This is a genomic window from Pseudomonas sp. H3(2019), assembly GCF_007713465.1.
Classification (GTDB): domain Bacteria; phylum Pseudomonadota; class Gammaproteobacteria; order Pseudomonadales; family Pseudomonadaceae; genus Aquipseudomonas.
In genome coordinates this window covers 102,940-120,758 of sequence record NZ_VMSG01000020.1, presented here as the reverse complement: position 1 = coordinate 120,758, position 17,819 = coordinate 102,940, and the positions used below count along the sequence as shown (strand labels likewise).

The window sequence follows — 17,819 nt, the reverse complement described above, 5'->3', positions numbered from 1 at the left end:
CTGTCAGCTTACAGGCGCAGGATTCAGCCACAACGCTTGAACGGGAAATCCACCATGAAAAAGCTGACTGCTGCGATTTGTCTCGCCACCGCCATTGCGCTGCCGGGGTTGGCCCAGGCGCGGGAAGTCACCCTGACCACCCGGCTGAAAAACTACGACGGCAATGACGCGTACCTGGCGTTTTACCTGACCGACGCCAATGGTAAATACCAAAAAACCCTGTGGGTGGCCGGCAGAAAGGCCAAGTACTACAGGCATTTATCCGACTGGGCTCGCGGCAGCGGCTTGAACCCCAGCGAGTTTGACGGGGTCAGCGGCGCCAGCGTCGGTAGCGGGCGCACCCTGAAAGTGAGTGTTGAGCTGGCAGACACGCTGATGGATGCCGGCTATCAGATCCACGTCGACAGCGCTGTCGAAAATCAACGTGAGGCCCGCTCCGATATTGCCGTGCCATTGACCACCCAAGGTGCGGGAAAACCTTCGACCGGCAGCGGTTACATCGAGTCCTTTACCTACGACATGTGACACCGGCACCCCTTGGAGGCTGACCATGCTACGCCAGTTTCACTCACTGCCCGGCCTTGTCGCGGCCCTGCTGGTCATGCTGCTGGCGATCAGCGGCGCGATCCTGTCGATCAATCCGGCCCTGGAAAGACTGAACGCGACAGTACCTGCATCCGGTCAGATGAACGTTGCCGAGTTGGCCGGTCGAGTGGCGAACCACTACCCCGGGGTCGAAAAAATCCGCCGTACCCCCTCGGGTTCAGTCATCGTGTATTTCACCCAGGACGGTCAGACCGCTGCCGAGCGCGTCGACCCGCTGACCGGAGCAGGTGTTGCGCGCTATACGCCCTCCGCGTTCACCCGCTGGGTAAAAGACCTGCACCGGTCATTGCTGTCAGGTACGCCGGGGCATGCGGCAGCCGGCATCGGCGCGCTGTTCATCCTGATACTGTCGATTTCCGGGGCTGCGCTGCTGGCACAGCGCCTGGGCGGCTGGCGGCGCGTGATGCGGCCATTGCGTGGCAGTTTCAATCAGCGCTGGCACGCTGAAGTCGGGCGCTTGGCGATTCTGGGCTTACTGTTGTCCGCGTTGACCGGGCTGTACATGTCGGCCACCACCTTCAACCTGATCCCGGACGGGATGCAACGCGAGCCAGTGTTTCCGAGCACGCTCAGCAGCGGCCCGGCAGCACCGGTCGCGACCTTGCCAGCACTCCTGGCGACTGACCTGAACGACCTGCGCGAGCTGGCCTACCCCAGCGTCGGCCATCCCGAGGATTTCTTTTCGTTGAGTACCGCTCAAGGCGACGGTTATGTCGATCCCGTCAGTGGGGCGCTGTTGTCTTACGTGCCCCACGACCCCATGCGTGATGCCTACGAGTTCATCTACCAGCTGCATACCGGCGAAAGCCTCTGGTGGCTAGGCCTGTTCCTCGGCATTTGCGCGCTCAGCGTGCCGTTGATGAGCGTCACCGGTGCGCTGCTGTGGTGGCGTCGTCGTCAGTCGCTGCCGAAAATCCGTCACAACAGTGGCGCGCAAAACGCCGACACGGTGATTCTGGTCGGGAGCGAAAGCAACACCACCTGGGGCTTTGCCAAGACCTTGCATGAGGCTTTGCATCAGACCGGCCACCGGGTCCATACCGCGCCCATGAACCAGCTTGCGGTGGAGTATCGCAGCGCCCAACGGCTGTTCATCCTGACCGCCACGACCGGCGACGGTGATGCACCCGCCTCGGCCTCACAGTTCTTGAAACGACTGGCGAATGCCCGCGTAAAGCCTGGCCTGGGTTTTGCCGTACTGGGATTTGGCGATCGGCAGTTCCCGAAATTTTGTCAGTTTGCCAAGGACACTCAGGCGGCTCTGCTTGCTTCAGGCGGGACGCAGCTGCTGGAACTTGAAACCATCAATCGCCAATCCGCCCAAGCATTCACCCGTTGGGGCCGCGCCGTTGGCCGGTTGCTGGGCCATGAACTGACGCTGGTACACGCCCCGCGGCTGCCGGAGACCACGACCTTGGCGTTGATCGATCGCACACAGTACGGCGAACACGTGAACGCGCCCACCCAAATACTACGTTTCAACGCAGTCGCAACACCCCACTCGCCGGGCGAGCTCAAACACAAACTCAAGGGCAACGGCCTGCCCCGGTTCCAGGCCGGAGATCTGGTTGGCGTGCTGCCGCCCGGCTCCAGGGTGCCGCGCTACTACTCGCTGGCCAGCGGATCAGATGACGGCGTTCTGGAAATCTGTGTGCGTAAACACACCGACGGCGTGTGTTCGGGGTTGCTGCATGACTTGCCACTGGGAGGACAGATCGAAGCCTTCATACAGCCCAACCCCGAGTTCCGTCCCGGCCCTGGAAAACAGCCGGTGATTCTCATCGGTGCCGGTACGGGGATCGGCCCTTTAGCCGGTTTTATCCGCAACAACACAGCCAGGCAGCCCATGCACCTGTACTGGGGCGGACGTCACCCGGCGTCCGACTTTCTCTATGAACCCGAGCTCAACCGCTATCTGGCGGATCAGCGCCTCACCCGGTTGCGCGCCGCCTTCTCCCAATCCCATGAACGCAGCTATGTGCAGGACCGGCTCATCGCCGACGCCCTGGCACTACGCCGCTTGATTGAAAAAGGTGCCCACGTATTGGTGTGCGGGAGTCGCGAGATGGCCAAAGGGGTGATGAACGCCCTGGATGAAGTGCTGGCCCCACTCGGCTTGAATGTGCTGACGCTCAAATCACAAGGACGCTACCGTGAAGATGTCTACTGAACCCCGGCGCCATAGCCTGAACGGGGAGACCATGGGCACCCGTTACACTGCGGTGTTTTACGCCGAGCCACCGGTGGATGAGGCTGCCATCAACGAGAGTCTGTTGGCGGCGGTCGACAAGGTGGATCAACAGATGTCGACGTGGAAGACCCATTCCGCGCTCAACCGTCTCAACGCAGCAGCCGAACAGCAATGGCTGCCCATACCCGAGGAGCTGGCCAGCGTCCTGGCCACGGCGCTACGGGTGGGTCGTCAATCCAACGGGGCGTTTGATATCGCCGTGGGTGATCTGGTCAATGCCTGGGGCTTTGGGCCTGGCGATCAACAGCCCGGCGCAGCACCTATCAGTGCTTCGGATCGTCAGGCGCGCGTGCCAGCCACGCAAGCGCTGGAGATTGATCCACTGCGCAACCTGGCCCGCAAACGCTCAGCGACTACCCTTGATCTTTCAGGCATCGCCAAGGGCTTTGCGGTGGATGAAATGGCTCGTTGCCTCGATGGCTGGGGGATAACGAACTACCTGGTGGGGATCGACGGTGAAATGCGCGCGCGCGGGGTCAAGCCGGGAGGAGAGTCCTGGGTCGTCGCCATTGAAAGACCCCGCCGCGGCATTCGTGAAGTCATGGGGGTGATGGAGATCAGCGATGCGGCGATTGCCACGTCCGGGGACTATCGTCACTGGATCGAGGTCGCGGGTCGGCACTACTCGCATACGATGGATCCGGCTCTCGGAGCGCCCCTGTCCAACTCACTCGCGGCCGTGACCGTGGTCGCTGCCACCTGCATGCTCGCCGATGCATGGGCCACCGCGCTGATGGTCCTGGGAGAGAAAGCCGGTCCCGAACTGGCGCAGGAGCGCGGCATGGATGCGTTGTTCGTGGTACATGATGGTGAGCAGTTCAGGGAAATATCGGTTGTTGCCGGACGGCTCCAGGCGCAGATTGAAACTCGCTGAAACGACCAGGCCAGCGGTTGATGTATTCAGGCATTTTTTGATCGGCATCGATTCAACGACAGTGAGCAGAGTTCAACGATGAAGTTCTTTCGCAGACACGCTGAATCCCATAAGCACGAGCGGATCGGCTGGCTTCGGGCCTCGGTATTGGGGGCCAACGACGGCATTGTATCGACCGCCAGTCTGCTGATCGGCGTCGCCGCCGCCAATGCCACCCACAGCACCTTACTCGTCACGGGGGTGGCCGGGCTGGTGGCGGGCGCGATGTCGATGGCGGCGGGCGAATACGTCTCCGTGCATTCCCAGGCCGATACCGAACGGGCTGATCTTTTGCGCGAACAAACAGAGCTTGAGACAGCGCCGCTTGCCGAACACCGGGAGTTGGCGGCCATCTACGTGGATCGCGGTGTTGAACCCGAGCTGGCCAGTCAAGTCGCCACGCAGCTCATGGCACACGACGCACTGGGATCACATGCACGCGACGAGCTGGGCATTTCCGAAGCGCTCAGCGCAAAACCGCTGCAAGCGGCAATGTCATCGGCGGCCAGTTTTATTGTGGGCGCCGCATTGCCGCTGGGCGTAACCATCCTCGCACCGACGCACAATGTGATCCCGTGGATATCCGGTATGTCACTGGTTTTCCTGGGCGCTTTAGGGGGCATTGCCGCCAAGGCAGGCGGCGCCAACCTTCTGATCGGCGCATGGCGGGTGACGCTGTGGGGCGCACTGGCGATGGCCATTACCGCAGCAGTCGGTATTTCGTTTGGTGCTGCTGTCGGTTGAAAAAACAGAATCGCGCTTTCACAGCCGTGTCCATTCGACTGGTTGTCCTCCTTCTGATCTAAATCAAATCCCGACGGGTCATTCACGTAGAAATTGAGAACCAGTGTTCGCATCACTGTATTCGCGGTGAGCGCGAAATTTCTCGTCTCGTGGAGGCTTCCATGGCAACGCATGTGCAAGGCACCCAACCGACCATTCCAGGCATTTCGCCCCGCCCTGAAGCGGGAAGCTTGCGCCAACTGGAGCCCAGACGCCTGTCCTTGAGCCTGTTGATCGCTCTGGTGGTCGGCTCGATGATCGGCAGCGGCATTTTCAGTCTGCCGCAGAACATGGCTGCCAGCGCCGGTGCCGGCGCGATCCTGATCGGCTGGTTGATCACCGGCGTCGGCATGCTGTCACTGGCGCTGGTTTATCAAACCTTGTCCAACCGCCAGCCTGAACTGGATAACGGCGTGTTTGCCTATGCACGCGCATTGGGCGGCGAATTCCTCGGTTTCAACTCGGCCTGGGGTTACTGGATCAGTGCCTGGATCGGTAACGTCAGTTACCTGGTGATTCTGTTCGCGGCGCTGAGTTACTTCTTTCCGCTATTCGGTGAAGGCAATAACAAAGCGGCCATTGCGGCGGCGTCCCTGGTGCTGTGGTCCTTGCACTGGATGATCCTGCGAGGCATGCGCACCGCAGCGCGGGCCAATGCGCTCACGACCCTGGCCAAGATCGTTCCGTTGCTTCTGTTTATCGGCCTGGTGATCGCGGCGTTCCAGCGCGAAACCTTTATGGTCGATTTCTGGGGCGCACCGGCACTGGGCAGCCCCCTGGATCAGGTCAAAAGCACGATGCTGGTGACCGTCTGGGTGTTTATCGGTATCGAGGGCGCCAACGTGTTTTCTGCCCGCGCGGCGGAACGGGTCAATGTGGGACGCGCCACCGTCATCGGTTTTGCCCTCACCTTGTTGCTGCTGATTGCGGTGTCGCTGTTGTCACTGGGTATTCTCAGGCAACCGGCACTGGCCGCCCTGAAAAACCCGTCGATGAGTGGTGTGCTTGAGGCGGTAGCCGGCCCTTGGGGGGCGATGCTGATCAGTATCGGCCTGATCATCTCGGTCGGCGGCGCCCTGCTCGCCTGGACGCTGCTGGCGGCAGAGTCGGTGTTCACACCGGCCAAGGAAAAGGTCATGCCGGGGTCGCTGGCCCTGGAAAACACCCATGGCGCGCCTGCCAATGCCTTGTGGATCACCAACGGCTGCATTCAGCTGTTCCTGCTGCTGACGCTGTATTCGAGTGCCAGTTACCTGGCCCTGATCTCCCTTGCGACCTCGATGATTCTGTTGCCGTACCTGTTCAGCGGCCTGTATGCGTTGAAACTGACGTGGCAGGGCGCGACGTATGCCGGGCACAAAGCCCTGCAAGGGCGGGACATGGCGATTGCCTCGGTCGCAACCCTGTATTGCCTGTGGCTGCTGTACGCCGCCGGGCCGAAATACATGCTGCTCAGTGCGCTGCTCTATGCCCCCGGCTCGTTGATTTACCTGGCCACCAAACGGGCTCGCCAGGGTCAAGCGCTGAACGGCTTCGAGTGGGGACTGTTGATCGTCATCTGGGCCGCGGCAGCGTTCGCCGGCTGGATGTTGTGGTCAGGGAAACTGGCCTTGTAAGGCCACATGAAAGGATCTGTTTTTTCTTGAGGTGGGCCGGCGTTTGGCGCAGTCCACCCCGACATCACCCTGGAGGAGAATTGAAAATGGCCAACTCCGAAAAAAAAGTACCCGTCCATACCGAAGACAAAGCCAGTCAGCACCCCGTGACGTCTGAACTGTGGCGTCCTCTGCAAAAACTGCGGCAACAGGTCGACCACCTGTTCGAAGACTTCAATCGAGGTTCTTCGGGATTATCGCCATTCGGCCGTGGGCTGTTCGATGTCGAGCCACTCTGGCGTCGGGAACTGATCGGTCACAGCATTCCTGCGGTGGATATTGCCGAGAAAGAAAAAAGCTTCGAAATAACTGCCGAACTGCCCGGCATGGATCAGAAGAATGTCGAGATCAAACTGTCCAACGGCAGCTTGATCATCAAAGGCGAAAAACAGGAAGACAAGGAAGAAAATAGAAAGGGCTATCACTTGTCCGAGCGTCACTACGGTTCCTTCGAGCGGGTGTTCAACCTGCCCAAAGGCGTTGATGCCGAGAAGATTGAAGCGAGTTTCAGCAAAGGTGTGCTGCACATATCGCTACCGAAGAAACCCGAGGCCATGAAACCGGAAAAAATCGTGCCGATCAAAGCCGAATAGCCGATGACCGCCCTGCCCCTTGCCGGGAAACCGGCAAGGTTTTTTTGCATCAAATCCCCCGCCTTGCCAGCCCGTCTATCCGCTTGCCCGTTTGTATGCCTGTTTTCTGATGTGGATCAGATTCTCGCTATGACCGACTCCTATTCTCGAGTTGACCCCCACGGTATCGAGAGGAGCTGGAGATGAAGAAATCAGGCTTGATCGGCCAATGCATATTGATGGCGGCAAGTGCCTTACTGTTGCCATCAACCAGCGTTTTTGCCTACCCGCCCATGTCATCACCCGGCGGCATGTCCAGTCATCACTCGGATTTCGACTGGGTCAAACACACGCAGCAGACCCTGGATGATCTCAAGGGCAAGCTCAATCTCAAGCCGGAGCAAATGCCAGCGTGGGATACATGGGCCGCGGGGGTAATCACGGATGCCAATCAGCAACTGGAAAAGGACAAGCCCGGAGGCGATGAAACGACGAGCACGCCGAAAGCCCTGATTGATCAAACGACACCGCAAAGAATGGCCAGGGGGATAGAGCGTTTGCGCGCACAAACCGTCTGGATGCAGGCGCAGTTGGCGCGTCTGGATGCGGCTCAGGTGCGCACCAAAACCTTCTACGACGTTTTGGACCCTCAACAAAAGACCATTTTCGACCTGTTCTGGACGGTGATGCATCACCGTTTCTCCGGCCATGAAGGTGGGCAGATGCCAATGCATATGTTCAAACACCGAATGGAAGGCGACCAGGACGAAACCAGCAAACAATAAGCGGTACTCACTGCGCTATTGGGTAGACATCATGAATATCGACTCGGTAAAACGTTGCGCGCTGATCGGGGCGATCCTGATCGCCACAAGCCTTGCATTACCGGCCAACGCCGACCGACACGGAGGCGGTCATGGCGGCGCTCCGTTCTGGTGGGGCATCGGTCTTGGCTTGGGCCTGGGCTGGGAAGGTGCGTACCTTCGTGGTCCGTATTACTACCCCTCCTACCCGGTTTACTACTACCCACCCCCTGTTTATTACTACCCGGCCAACCCGCCCGTGGTGGCTGCGCCCCCCAACACCCAGCCTGCGCCAAGCTGGTATTACTGCCCTTCAGCCAAGGGCTACTACCCCAATGTGCGACAGTGTCCTGAAGCATGGCGCATGGTTCCGGGGACACCCTCCGGCCCTATACAGTGACAGGCGCAGCTGATTTCCAGACTGTATCTGGCACGTTGGTGGCGAAAAAGAGTGGATCGCCTCAATCCTCCACCAGCAGTGATTCATCGCAGGTGCCGCAGAGGCCCTCATTTTTTTGCCCCGAGTGTCGCAATGTAATGAGCGACAGCTTCGGCATCGGCATCAGACAGTGAATGAGTGACCTGCTTCATCAGGGCGCCACGCGGGCGCTGGTCAGTCTGTTGAAAAACCTTGATCTGGCGAATCATGTAGTAGGCATGTTGACCCGCCAGGCGTGGAAACTGACCATTGCCCTGGCCGTCGGCACCGTGGCAGGAACTGCACTGAGCGATGCCCGACTCAGGCAAGCCCTTGCGAAAGATCAACTCACCGCGCGCATCAGGCTTGTCGTCGTCAGCCTTCATGGGGCTCTGACTGGAAAAATAGTCGGCCAGTTCGCTGATCTGGGTCTCTGTCAAATGGGTAAACCCCCACATGTATTGAGTCCCGGTTACATCGCTGCGTGCATGGCCCTTGAAGTCCGCCAGCTGCAACTTCAGGTACTCTTTTTGCTGGCCGGCCAACTTGGGAAACATCGGCGAGATGGACTCCCCCGTCAGCCCATGGCACATGGAACAAACCTTGTCGACCATGGCGATACCGGGCATGGGCGAGGTTTTTTCCGATGCCTGCTCGTTCGTACCGGTGCAGCCCGTGAGCGCAACCACGCAGAGGGCAAGAAAAAAATGCGATCGATTGAAAGTAGCCTTCATGCCCACTGCGTCCATGGTCTACACCCCTGCGTTCAACTGATCAAAACGCGTACCACATATAAAGATACGTGGTGTCGTTTTCACTGGCATCACGGCCATTGCCGTCATAGTTGTTCGTTGCGCCCAAATAGCGGGTGAAATAGTTGTATTGGAGCCCGACCCTCAGGTTCTGCATCGGTAACCAGAACACCTCTGGCGTCCACATTCGTGTATCGGGTGAAAAGTTGGCGCTGTCCGGGTACGCCGTGGCATCCGAGCTGCCATTGACATTGGTATACGCCAGACTCGCACCATATTTGGAACGGTACACATAACTGCCCTTCACCTTGAACGATCGCAGGGTTGCAGGTCCGTCGAAGAGGGTCTGGGTGTCATCCCTGATCTCCTCCTTGACATAGCGTATCTGTGCCGTGAAAGCATGGGGTTCAAGGAGGTACTGATACTGGCCATCGAAGCCGACGTCCCGGTACTCGGTGCTACCCTGGCCGTGGATCGGATTGTTGGAGTCATCCATGGGCAGAATTTTGGCATTCAGCGCAAAGGCGCCCACCATCACGTTTTGGGCCCCCCATTCGTAGGTATACGCCAGCCTTGCATAAGGGCTTGAGCCATCCAAGTACGTCAGCGGATGGTAGGTGTCACCCTTCTTGTTGCCCAGACTCAGAAACTGCCAGGTGTCTTTGGCGGTCTGGTAGGAGGTCAGCTCCAGATACAACGACTTGTTCAAATAAACATAGGCACCGATACCCGCCACCTGTTGAGCCAATCCCCCCTCGATCAGTGTCGAGGTCGGGACCCCGCCGAAGGCGCCCAAGGTTGAACTGACATAGGGATAGCCCCAGGCAGGCGTGCTGTTCCAGACATCCTGAACCGTGGGGTTGTTATTCAATGTAACCCCCCAGATGACATCACTCGAGGTATCCACCCGGCGGTCTGCATAACGCAGGTCAAAGTTGTCCGAGCCCAGGTGACTGACCCAATTACCCGAAGCATCCTGGTGGTCATACGAGCTGTAGGTGAACTGGGCGAAGCCGCCGATGACGTCAGTGATTTTTCCACCGAGGAACACGCTGCCGTAATCGATGATGAATTGCTTGTCTTTGGGTGAAATCGAGCTGCCCGCACCATCGCTGTTGTTGCGCGTTGAGGTGAAGTCGCCAACGATCATCGCTGCCAGAGGGTTGGTTCGGACGCCATTGGTGTAACCCGTCAGCTTGAACAGGCGCCCATAAGGTGTCAGCTCGGGAAATTGCCCACCCGCATGACAGGCAACGCAGCTTTGCCCTGTCTGACGTGCAAAGGAAGGCAGGGCCTGGGCTGACTGACAGAGCAGCAGGAGCACTAGCGCCCCCAACAGGGTTCCCGGTCGCCTGAATGACCTGAAAAAAAACGACCGCCCCACCGCCTTCTTCCCGCCTGCTTCGTCGTCCTTTGGATACATTTCAAGTCCCTCTGGGATGAGGCTGTCAAGTGACATGACCCTGGATGGAGCCTAGCCAGACGCTTGCCATTTACAAGTTCAGTCGAGCGTTTCGCCGTTCAAGCCTGCAACGCCATTGCGTCAGGTCATATTCAGCGGCCTGCGGGCGTGTGATGCAGACACTGTCTCTTGGGGCATTGCATCCTTTGGAGAGACTCAAGCATCGGAATTCTCCTGAGGGGCAGTGCCCGTACTGGACTCTCGTTGCCAGGCTCGCTGCAAAAGATCGATGACCTCCTCATCCGAGGTCTGGGTGAAGTTCATGTACCAATAGCCGATCGACATCAGCCACTCGGGAATCAGCGGACACACCAGCTCATCCACTTCGGTGCGCAGCGCCTCGACCGTCTCAAGCGGCGCCACGGGCACGGCAACGACAATGCGCGACGGCGCTTGCAGGCGCACAGCGTGGATCGCGGCCATCATCGAGGCCCCTGTCGCCAGGCCATCGTCGACCAGAATCACCACCTGGTCCTTGAGTACCACCGGCGCACGCGTTGCGCGGTACAAATGCTCGCGACGCAACAGCTCCCGGGTTTCCCGTGCGACCACGGCCTCGAACGTGTCCTGATCAATCGGGTGAAGCCGTAGCGCGTCTTCGTTGACAATTTGTATGCCGCCACTGGCAATGGCGCCCATGGCGAACTCCTGATGGGACGGAACACCCAACTTGCGGACCAGCATCAGGTCCAGGCGAACTTCCAGGGCCGTGGCCACTTCATAGGCCACCGGAACACCGCCACGGGGCAAGGCCAGCACGATGACATCGGGTCGATGAGCGTATTTGAGCAGCGGTTCGACCAAGGTTCGACCGGCAGCAGTCCGGTCGTGCAAGATGGTATTCAGTGAGGAACTCTGGGTCATTTGGAACCTCCTGAGGCAATCGGGCCAAATCCACACCGCCTGAACGCTGCAAGGCACCTGATACAGGACAGGTTCAGGCGTACTGCCGAGAAGCTTTTCCAGCTCATGAGCGCGTGGAAGGTGCTCAACCGTGCGTCAACACCCATTTTTATTCAGGTTCCTCCCATGAAGTCCCCCCGGCCTTGATTTATATCAAGTCCCCGTCACCACCATCGGCAACACAGTCCCTGCGCTATGATTAATCCATCGGCTCTCGACGGGAGACTGCTATCTGCGCGTATATGGCACAACCCGGCGCTCGTCGGGTCTACACAGCAGTAGACCGTAAGCCGTCCAGGCGAGGCGTGTTCGATGAGTGCCTCGAAGGAGCCAATACATGCTCACCGAACGCCCGCTTCTGTTTGCCTTGCAAGGCAGTGAGCATTACGCGAGCCGCGTCGCGCAGCGGCTTGGCTGTCAACTGGCGCACCATGAAGAGCGCGACTATGAAGATGGCGAGCACAAATGCCGACCGCTGGAGTCGGTCAACGGTCGCGAGGTCGTGGTGTTCCATTCCTTGTATGGGGATGACCGCCAGAGCGCACACGACAAGCTGTGTCGCCTGCTGTTTTTTTGCGGCGCACTCAAGGATGCCGGCGCTCGCCAGGTGCAGGCCGTGACGCCCTACCTCTGCTATGGGCGCAAGGATCGTCGCACCCAACCTCAGGACCCCACGATCACCCGCTACGTGGCGGCCATGATTGAAGCCTGTGGCGTGGACCGTCTGGTGGCCCTGGAGGTGCACAACCCGGCAGCGTTTGACAATGCGTTCCGCATCCCTACCTGGAACGTGCAGTGCACAGAGTTGTTCGCCCGGCATTTCGCCGGAATCGTCGGCGACGCCGAGGTGGTGTCGGTTTCCCCGGATGCTGGCGGCACCAAGCGGGCCGAGCAATTTCGCCAGGCCCTGGAGCAGCAACTGGGACGCGCGGTGGGCGGTGCGCTGATGGAAAAGCACCGTGCTCAAGCGACGTTCACTGGCACCCTGCTGGTCGGCGAAGTGCAGGGCAAGACCGCGATTATTTACGACGACCTGATCAGCACCGGTGAAACGCTGATGCATGCGGGCCTTGCCTGCCAGCAGGCCGGTGCCGCCCGGTTGTTTGCAGCCGCCACCCATGGTTTGTTCACCGGTGGCACCGATCTGCTCGACAAGCCACTGTTTGAACACCTTGTGATCGCTGACAGCGTGCCGCCGTTTCGCCTGCCAGCCGACTGTGTGACGCGCCGCTTGCACGTACTCGACAGCACGGCCCTGGTGGCCGCGTTATTGGCTGAATCTGCATCATTGAGCATCGTATGAACGTGCTCGGACCGGGTCCCTCTGAGCGCCCGTACGGCGGGTTGCTTATATGAACGGTTCGATCCGGCTTCTGGTGTGCGCTGTGCTGGTGTGCATCTGGGGTCAAGCCTTGGGCGCGGACAACACCGGGCAAAACACCGAACCGCGCGTCACGATCCTCGTTTACCACCGTTTTTCGCAGACACTGGACGACTCGATGACCGTGCGCATGAGCACCTTCGAAACCCAGTTACGCGTCCTGCACGAGCATGGCTACCACATCGTGCCGTTGCGTGAGGTGGTCGACTGGTTGCGCGATCCCAATGCGACGTTACCGCAGAAGCCGGTGGCGATCACCGTCGACGACGGGCATCGCTCGGTATTCGAAAAACTGCTGCCCATCGTGCTGCGCGAGCGTTTTCCGGTCACGCTGTTCATCTACCCATCGGCGATCTCGAACGCCTCCTATGCAATGACCTGGGAACAATTGCGCAGCCTGAAACAGACCGGGCTCTTTGACATCCAGGGGCATACTTACTGGCATCCCAATTTCAAGGTCGAGCGCAGACACCGTACACCGGAAGATTTCCAGCAATTCGTCCGTATGCAACTCGACAAATCCCGTCAACGCCTCGAGACGCAAACCGGTACCCATATCGACATGCTCGCGTGGCCGTTCGGGATCTATGACGACGAGTTGATCGCACTCGCCTCCGATGAGGGTTACGTCGTCGCCTTCACCCTGGACGCGCGCAAGGCGGACCGGCACGCCCGACTGCTCGCGCTGCCGCGCTTTCTGATGACCGATGCCTACGGCGCCAGCGCATTCGCGCACCTGCTTGGCGAACCGAACACCCCGGCGATACCCGCTACGGAGAGCGTACGATGACCTTCAATCGCGCAATGAGGCGCTATGCGATTCCGACGCTACTCGCCGTCACGGTCCTGCTGACCGAACGAGGCGCCCTGGCCGTCACCGGTGTCGTGCTCGACTCAAGTACGCAGAATCCGCTCGCCGACGCGATCATCACCACATCGGCGGGTGTGACGCGGACCGACGAACACGGCCAGTTCGAAATCGCTCAGGCGGTGGAGAGCGTTGCGGCCCGCGCTCCGGGGTACCTGCGCACCGAAGCCAAGGTGTCCGGCGATACACCCGTGACGCTCGAGTTGACCCCGTTTCGCCCGAAAGCGCTCTACCTGTCGGTGTTCGGCGTGACCAGCAAGGCGCTGCGCAGCAACGCCGTCAGCCTTGCCGAAAGCACCGAGATCAATGCATTGGTGATCGACGTCAAGGGTGATCGCGGCATGACGCCGTATCGCAGCGCGGCGCGCGAGGCGATCGGCGCGGCAGCCCGCGTGACCAAGCGCGCACCGCAGGCTCAGGACTTTCCGGCGCTGCTCGCCAGTCTGCATGCGCAACACCTGTACCTGATCGCGCGCATCGTGGTGTTCAAGGACGATCCACTCGCCGACGCGCACCCGGAATGGAGCGTGCACACCGCAGAAGGCCTGCCGTGGCGCGATGGCGAGAGCCTGCAATGGATGGATCCGTTTTCGCAGGACGTATGGCAGCACAATCTGGATGTTGCCGAGGAAGCGGCGCGGATGGGCTTCGACGAGGTTCAGTTCGACTATGTGCGCTTTCCCGACAAGAGCGGGCTGCACTTTGCCCTCAAGAACACCCGGCACAACCGGACCGAGGCGATCGTCGGCTTCCTGCAGGCCGCGCGCACACGGCTGGCGCCCTACAATGTATTCGTCTCCGCAGACATCTTCGGCTATGTCTGCTGGAATCTCGACGATACCGCGATCGGCCAGCAGATCGAATTGCTCGGCGAGCCGCTCGACTATATTTCGCCGATGCTCTACCCGTCCGGTTTTACCTGGGGGCTGCCGGGTTTGACCAACCCGGTCAGCGATCCCGGTCAAATCGTCAGACGCTCCCTGACAGAGGCACTGAAGCGCACCCATCTGTCGGGTGTGCGTTTTCGTCCGTGGCTGCAGGCCTTTCGCGACTATGCGTTCGATCATCGCCTGTTTGATGCGGCGGCGATCAGTGCACAGATCAACGCCGCCAATGCAGCCGGCACCGATGGATGGATGTTATGGAATCCACACAATCACTACAACGCCGCCGATATGCCGCACCGTTGATCGGTGTGCTGAAACGCTGGGCGATGCTGCTTGCAATGGTGGCGGCGCAGTTCGCGGGTGCCGCCGATTTCGATGCCGCGGCGCGCCTGCAAGCCACGCAGATCGTCGAGGGGCAGATCACCGCCGGACGCATTCCGGGGGCCGTCGTCCTGATCGGGGACGCCACGCACGTGTTCTATCGCCAGGCCTTTGGGCAACGCGCGACAACGCCCGACCCCGAACCGATGACGCTGAGCACCGAGTTCGATCTCGCGTCGCTGACCAAAGTCATTGCAACCACCACGGCGATCATGCAACTGGCCGAAGCCGGCCGCATCGACCTGGACGCACGCGTTGCACAGTATTGGCCGGCCTTTGCAGCCTTCGGCAAAGACGCAGTGACCGTTCGTCATCTGCTGGCCCACACCTCCGGGCTGCTGCCAGACCTGCCTGCGCGGCCACTGCACTTGGACCGCGAAGGCGTGTTGAGCGCCATCGCGGCGCAGCGTCTGCGTAGCGTGCCAGGTGAGCGCGTCATCTACAGTGACCTGAATTTCGTGGTACTGGGCGAACTGGTCGAGCGCATCACCCACCGCCCGCTCGACGCGTATTGCCAGGCTTACATCTTCGGGCCGCTCGGTATGCGCGACACGGTCTTTATACCGGACGCCGGGCGAGTGGCCCGCAGTGCGCCGACACTCGCCAACAAGGCCGGCATCCGCCGCGGCCGCGTACACGATCCGACGGCTGAATGGATGGGCGGCGTCTCCGGCAACGCCGGGTTGTTTTCCACCGCGGATGACCTCGCCCGCTTCGCGCAGATGATGCTCAACGAAGGGCGCGCGGGCGGCCTGCAGATTCTGCGGCCAGCGAGCATCGCCGCGCTCATGAGTGCCGCCTCGCCGCTCGCGACTCCACCGTGGCGCGGACTCGGCTGGGACCTGGCCGCACCGTTCGCGTCGAACCATGACCGTCTGCCGCCGATTGGCCTGATCGGCCACACCGGATACACCGGCACGGGCCTGTGGATCGATCCGCTGACGCGCCAATTCATCGTTATCCTGACCAACCGCGTGTACCCGGACGACCGCGGTGACGCTCGCCCGCTTCGTGCGCAGTTGCTCGCGCTGCTGGCAAGCCGGGCTCCGGCTGCGAGCGTCGGGCAAATCGGCCAATGGCTGCCATCGACGTTACCGGCGCTGAGTGCCGCCGATCGCCTGCCGACCTCGACGGGGCTGGTACAAACCGGCATCGACGTGCTCGAGGCGCAGCGGTTTGCGCCGCTCGCCGGCAAGCGCGTGGGCTTGATCACCAATCGCAGCGGCTTCGATGCCGAAGGCCGGCGCACCGTCGACGTACTCGCGCACGCGCCCGGCGTCAGGCTGACAGCGCTGTTCTCGCCAGAGCACGGGCTGAATATCGATATGGATGAGCGGGTCGGCGACACCCTCGACACCGCGACGGGCCTCACCGTACACAGCCTCTACGGCGCGGCGCGGCGCTTTCCGGCCGGTTCGCTCGCTGGACTGGATGCGCTGGTCTTCGACATTCAGGATGCCGGCGTGCGCTTCTTCACCTACGAGACGACGCTCGGCTACGCACTTGAAGCCGCTGCAGCGCGGCGCATTCCGCTGTTCGTGCTGGACCGGCCCGATCCGCTCGGTGCGCAGCGATTCGGCGGACCGGTGCTGGACAGCCGTCACGAATCGTTCACCGGTTATTTCCCGGCACCACTGCAGCCGGGCATGACGGTCGGTGAACTGGCGAGTCTGTTCAACCGCAACAAGCACATTGGCGCAGATTTGCGCGTTGTGCCGATGCAGGGCTACCGGCGTGAGATGACCTTCGCCGACACCGGGCTCGGTTGGGTGCCGCTCTCACCAAACCTGCGCACGCTGTCCCAACTGGACCTCTACCCGGATGTCGGATTGCTCGAAGGCGCGAATCTGAGTGTGGGGCGCGGCACAGCGCATCCGTTCGAGTGGATCGGCGCACCGTGGATCAACGCGACTCAGCTCGCACATGTGCTGAATGCGCTCGACGTCGGCGCACATTTCGAGCCGATCGACTTCGTGCCCACCGAATCGAACTGGCACGGTCAGCTCTGTCATGGCGTGAGCATCACTCCCAACCCAGTGCCTGAGCAACGTCCCGTCGCACGCCTGGGATTGACGCTGCTCGCCACACTGCATGCGCTCTATCCCGGCGCGTTCGATCTTGCGGCGACCCGCGGCTCAATCGGCTCGCAAACCGTGTGGCAAGCCATTCGCGACGGCGTAGCGCCTGACGCCGCGCAAGCGCTCGATGCCGCAGCGCTTGAGCGCTTCGCGCGACTACGGCAGGAGAACTTGCGCTACTGACCTCGACGCGACGCGCCACAGACCCTAAACCGCCAGAACGCTACAAGGCACCTGATACAGGATATGTTCAGTCGTACTGCCGAGTAGTTTTTCCAGCCCGTGGGACTGGACTCTGCCCATCACGATCACATCCACCTGTTGCTCGTTGGCAAACTCACTCAACACCGAGACGGGGCTCCCCGTCATGAAATGTCGACGGTCAGAGGGCACACCGAACCGACCGGCCACCCGCAGAAATGACTTTTCCAGGTCTCTGCGCAGTTCCCGGGTAAGGTCTGCCAGCGTCAGCCCGCCGCCGCCCATATCCCCGAGATAGGCCGCCGAAATGTCACAGGCATACAGCAAATGCAGCTCGGCATTGCACTGCAGCGCAAGGCTGTTGGCCTGCTGGATGATCCGGTCATTCAGTTCACTGTTCGAAGACTCGGTATCCGAAGCGTCAACCGCTGCCACCACCATGCGCGGCAAGGCGTGACCGCTCGCGCCCACCAGATACACCGGTATCGGACAGTGGCGCAGCAAGTACCAGTCCAGTGGGGTGAAAAATGCGCGCTTGAGCGCTGACTCATGCTGCACTTGCTTGATCAGCAGATCGGGCTGCATTTCGCTGACGTGATCAAGGATTGCCTGCTGCATGTCATCGGCCCATGCCACCTCGGCTGTCACCTCGATCCCTCTGCCGCGCATTTTTTCTTCCTGATCCTTGAGCCAATCGCTATGGTCCTTGAGGTAACTCTGCCGAGCCTTTTCCCGAATGCCTTCTTCAAGCAGTGCAAGAATGTCCAGCGATTGTACTAACGCGGCAATATGCAAGCTCGCCCCGCTGGCCTTGGCCAGGGCAGCGGCATGATGTATCGCCGGGGAGTGGCGCAGGACCGGGTTGATGATCAGCAATAACTTTTTATATTGGCTCATGATCTGGA

General features: G+C 60.5%; 16 protein-coding genes. 12 read left to right on the top strand and 4 right to left on the bottom strand.

The window, feature by feature from the left end; all coding sequences use genetic code 11:
• Positions 1 to 54: 54 nt before the first annotated feature.
• The 8 genes from FPT12_RS19960 to FPT12_RS19925 all read left to right on the top strand — a co-directional run bounded on the left by FPT12_RS19960 (position 55) and on the right by FPT12_RS19925 (position 7,983).
• Positions 55 to 525, top strand: a complete 471-nt coding sequence (locus FPT12_RS19960; protein ID WP_145018950.1) for a DUF2271 domain-containing protein — start codon at positions 55 to 57, stop codon at positions 523 to 525.
• 25 nt (positions 526 to 550) lie between these two features.
• A complete protein-coding gene (locus FPT12_RS19955) occupies positions 551 to 2,776 on the top strand; it encodes a PepSY domain-containing protein (RefSeq protein ID WP_145018947.1) in 2,226 nt (741 codons plus the stop codon).
• Positions 2,766 to 3,731 (top strand): FAD:protein FMN transferase, encoded by a 966-nt coding sequence (locus FPT12_RS19950; RefSeq protein ID WP_145019006.1) that lies wholly within the window; start codon positions 2,766 to 2,768, stop codon positions 3,729 to 3,731. Before FPT12_RS19955 ends, FPT12_RS19950 begins: the two co-directional genes overlap by 11 nt.
• Positions 3,732 to 3,809: 78 nt before the next feature.
• A complete protein-coding gene (locus tag FPT12_RS19945) occupies positions 3,810 to 4,514 on the top strand; it encodes a VIT family protein (protein ID WP_145018944.1) in 705 nt (234 codons plus the stop codon).
• A 161-nt stretch (positions 4,515 to 4,675) separates the two neighbouring features.
• Positions 4,676 to 6,169 carry an arginine-ornithine antiporter gene (gene arcD, locus FPT12_RS19940; RefSeq protein WP_145018941.1) on the top strand — a complete coding sequence of 498 codons (1,494 nt, stop codon included), beginning with the start codon at positions 4,676 to 4,678 and terminating at the stop codon, positions 6,167 to 6,169.
• Positions 6,170 to 6,255: 86 nt separating this feature from the next.
• On the top strand, positions 6,256 to 6,801 hold the full coding sequence (locus FPT12_RS19935) for an Hsp20/alpha crystallin family protein (protein ID WP_145018938.1): 546 nt from the start codon (positions 6,256 to 6,258) through the stop codon (positions 6,799 to 6,801).
• 182 nt (positions 6,802 to 6,983) lie between these two features.
• Positions 6,984 to 7,565 (top strand): Spy/CpxP family protein refolding chaperone, encoded by a 582-nt coding sequence (locus FPT12_RS19930; protein ID WP_145018935.1) that lies wholly within the window; start codon positions 6,984 to 6,986, stop codon positions 7,563 to 7,565.
• A gap of 31 nt (positions 7,566 to 7,596) precedes the next feature.
• Positions 7,597 to 7,983, top strand: coding sequence for a hypothetical protein (locus tag FPT12_RS19925; RefSeq protein WP_145018932.1), 387 nt, complete (start codon positions 7,597 to 7,599; stop codon positions 7,981 to 7,983).
• Positions 7,984 to 8,090: 107 nt separating this feature from the next.
• On the opposite strand, the gene FPT12_RS19920 is transcribed toward FPT12_RS19925, so the two are convergent.
• From FPT12_RS19920 to FPT12_RS19910, 3 genes are all read right to left on the bottom strand, one after another.
• Entirely contained in the window at positions 8,091 to 8,735 is a 645-nt protein-coding gene (locus tag FPT12_RS19920; RefSeq protein WP_256676827.1) for a cytochrome c, read from the bottom strand.
• A 40-nt stretch (positions 8,736 to 8,775) separates the two neighbouring features.
• Positions 8,776 to 10,212: a cytochrome C gene (locus FPT12_RS19915; RefSeq protein ID WP_256676826.1), complete on the bottom strand. Its 1,437-nt coding sequence runs from the start codon at positions 10,210 to 10,212 to the stop codon at positions 8,776 to 8,778.
• A gap of 159 nt (positions 10,213 to 10,371) precedes the next feature.
• A complete protein-coding gene (locus tag FPT12_RS19910) occupies positions 10,372 to 11,079 on the bottom strand; it encodes a phosphoribosyltransferase (protein WP_145018929.1) in 708 nt (235 codons plus the stop codon).
• Positions 11,080 to 11,455: 376 nt separating this feature from the next.
• On the opposite strand from FPT12_RS19910, the gene FPT12_RS19905 reads away from it, so the two are divergent.
• From FPT12_RS19905 to FPT12_RS19890, 4 genes are read left to right on the top strand one after another with little or no spacing between them, the layout of a single operon-like run.
• A complete protein-coding gene (locus tag FPT12_RS19905; protein WP_145018926.1) occupies positions 11,456 to 12,421 on the top strand; it encodes a ribose-phosphate pyrophosphokinase in 966 nt (321 codons plus the stop codon).
• A gap of 49 nt (positions 12,422 to 12,470) precedes the next feature.
• Entirely contained in the window at positions 12,471 to 13,289 is an 819-nt protein-coding gene (locus tag FPT12_RS19900) for a polysaccharide deacetylase family protein (RefSeq protein WP_145018923.1), read from the top strand.
• Complete coding sequence (locus FPT12_RS19895; protein ID WP_145018920.1) at positions 13,286 to 14,557, top strand: putative glycoside hydrolase; 1,272 nt, start codon at positions 13,286 to 13,288, stop codon at positions 14,555 to 14,557. The genes FPT12_RS19900 and FPT12_RS19895 overlap by 4 nt, the downstream gene beginning before the upstream one ends.
• Positions 14,509 to 16,896: a serine hydrolase gene (locus FPT12_RS19890; RefSeq protein ID WP_256676825.1), complete on the top strand. Its 2,388-nt coding sequence runs from the start codon at positions 14,509 to 14,511 to the stop codon at positions 16,894 to 16,896. The genes FPT12_RS19895 and FPT12_RS19890 overlap by 49 nt, the downstream gene beginning before the upstream one ends.
• Positions 16,897 to 16,920: 24 nt before the next feature.
• Here FPT12_RS19890 and FPT12_RS19885 read toward each other — a convergent pair whose 3' ends face one another.
• Entirely contained in the window at positions 16,921 to 17,811 is an 891-nt protein-coding gene (locus tag FPT12_RS19885; RefSeq protein WP_145018917.1) for a universal stress protein, read from the bottom strand.
• Positions 17,812 to 17,819: the final 8 nt, after the last annotated feature.

What these genes read in the sequence shown, in the direction of transcription:
- FPT12_RS19920 (WP_256676827.1), bottom strand. Translation starts at nt 8,735, where the DNA reads ATGAAGGCTACTTTCAATCGATCGCATTTTTTTCTTGCCCTCTGCGTG.
- FPT12_RS19915 (WP_256676826.1), bottom strand. Translation starts at nt 10,212, where the DNA reads ATGTCACTTGACAGCCTCATCCCAGAGGGACTTGAAATGTATCCAAAG.
- FPT12_RS19905 (WP_145018926.1), top strand. Translation starts at nt 11,456, where the DNA reads ATGCTCACCGAACGCCCGCTTCTGTTTGCCTTGCAAGGCAGTGAGCAT.
- FPT12_RS19885 (WP_145018917.1), bottom strand. Translation starts at nt 17,811, where the DNA reads ATGAGCCAATATAAAAAGTTATTGCTGATCATCAACCCGGTCCTGCGC.
- FPT12_RS19895 (WP_145018920.1), top strand. Translation starts at nt 13,286, where the DNA reads ATGACCTTCAATCGCGCAATGAGGCGCTATGCGATTCCGACGCTACTC.
- FPT12_RS19960 (WP_145018950.1), top strand. Translation starts at nt 55, where the DNA reads ATGAAAAAGCTGACTGCTGCGATTTGTCTCGCCACCGCCATTGCGCTG.
- FPT12_RS19950 (WP_145019006.1), top strand. Translation starts at nt 2,766, where the DNA reads ATGTCTACTGAACCCCGGCGCCATAGCCTGAACGGGGAGACCATGGGC.
- FPT12_RS19925 (WP_145018932.1), top strand. Translation starts at nt 7,597, where the DNA reads ATGAATATCGACTCGGTAAAACGTTGCGCGCTGATCGGGGCGATCCTG.
- FPT12_RS19955 (WP_145018947.1), top strand. Translation starts at nt 551, where the DNA reads ATGCTACGCCAGTTTCACTCACTGCCCGGCCTTGTCGCGGCCCTGCTG.
- arcD (WP_145018941.1), top strand. Translation starts at nt 4,676, where the DNA reads ATGGCAACGCATGTGCAAGGCACCCAACCGACCATTCCAGGCATTTCG.
- FPT12_RS19945 (WP_145018944.1), top strand. Translation starts at nt 3,810, where the DNA reads ATGAAGTTCTTTCGCAGACACGCTGAATCCCATAAGCACGAGCGGATC.
- FPT12_RS19910 (WP_145018929.1), bottom strand. Translation starts at nt 11,079, where the DNA reads ATGACCCAGAGTTCCTCACTGAATACCATCTTGCACGACCGGACTGCT.
- FPT12_RS19900 (WP_145018923.1), top strand. Translation starts at nt 12,471, where the DNA reads ATGAACGGTTCGATCCGGCTTCTGGTGTGCGCTGTGCTGGTGTGCATC.
- FPT12_RS19935 (WP_145018938.1), top strand. Translation starts at nt 6,256, where the DNA reads ATGGCCAACTCCGAAAAAAAAGTACCCGTCCATACCGAAGACAAAGCC.
- FPT12_RS19890 (WP_256676825.1), top strand. Translation starts at nt 14,509, where the DNA reads ATGGAATCCACACAATCACTACAACGCCGCCGATATGCCGCACCGTTG.
- FPT12_RS19930 (WP_145018935.1), top strand. Translation starts at nt 6,984, where the DNA reads ATGAAGAAATCAGGCTTGATCGGCCAATGCATATTGATGGCGGCAAGT.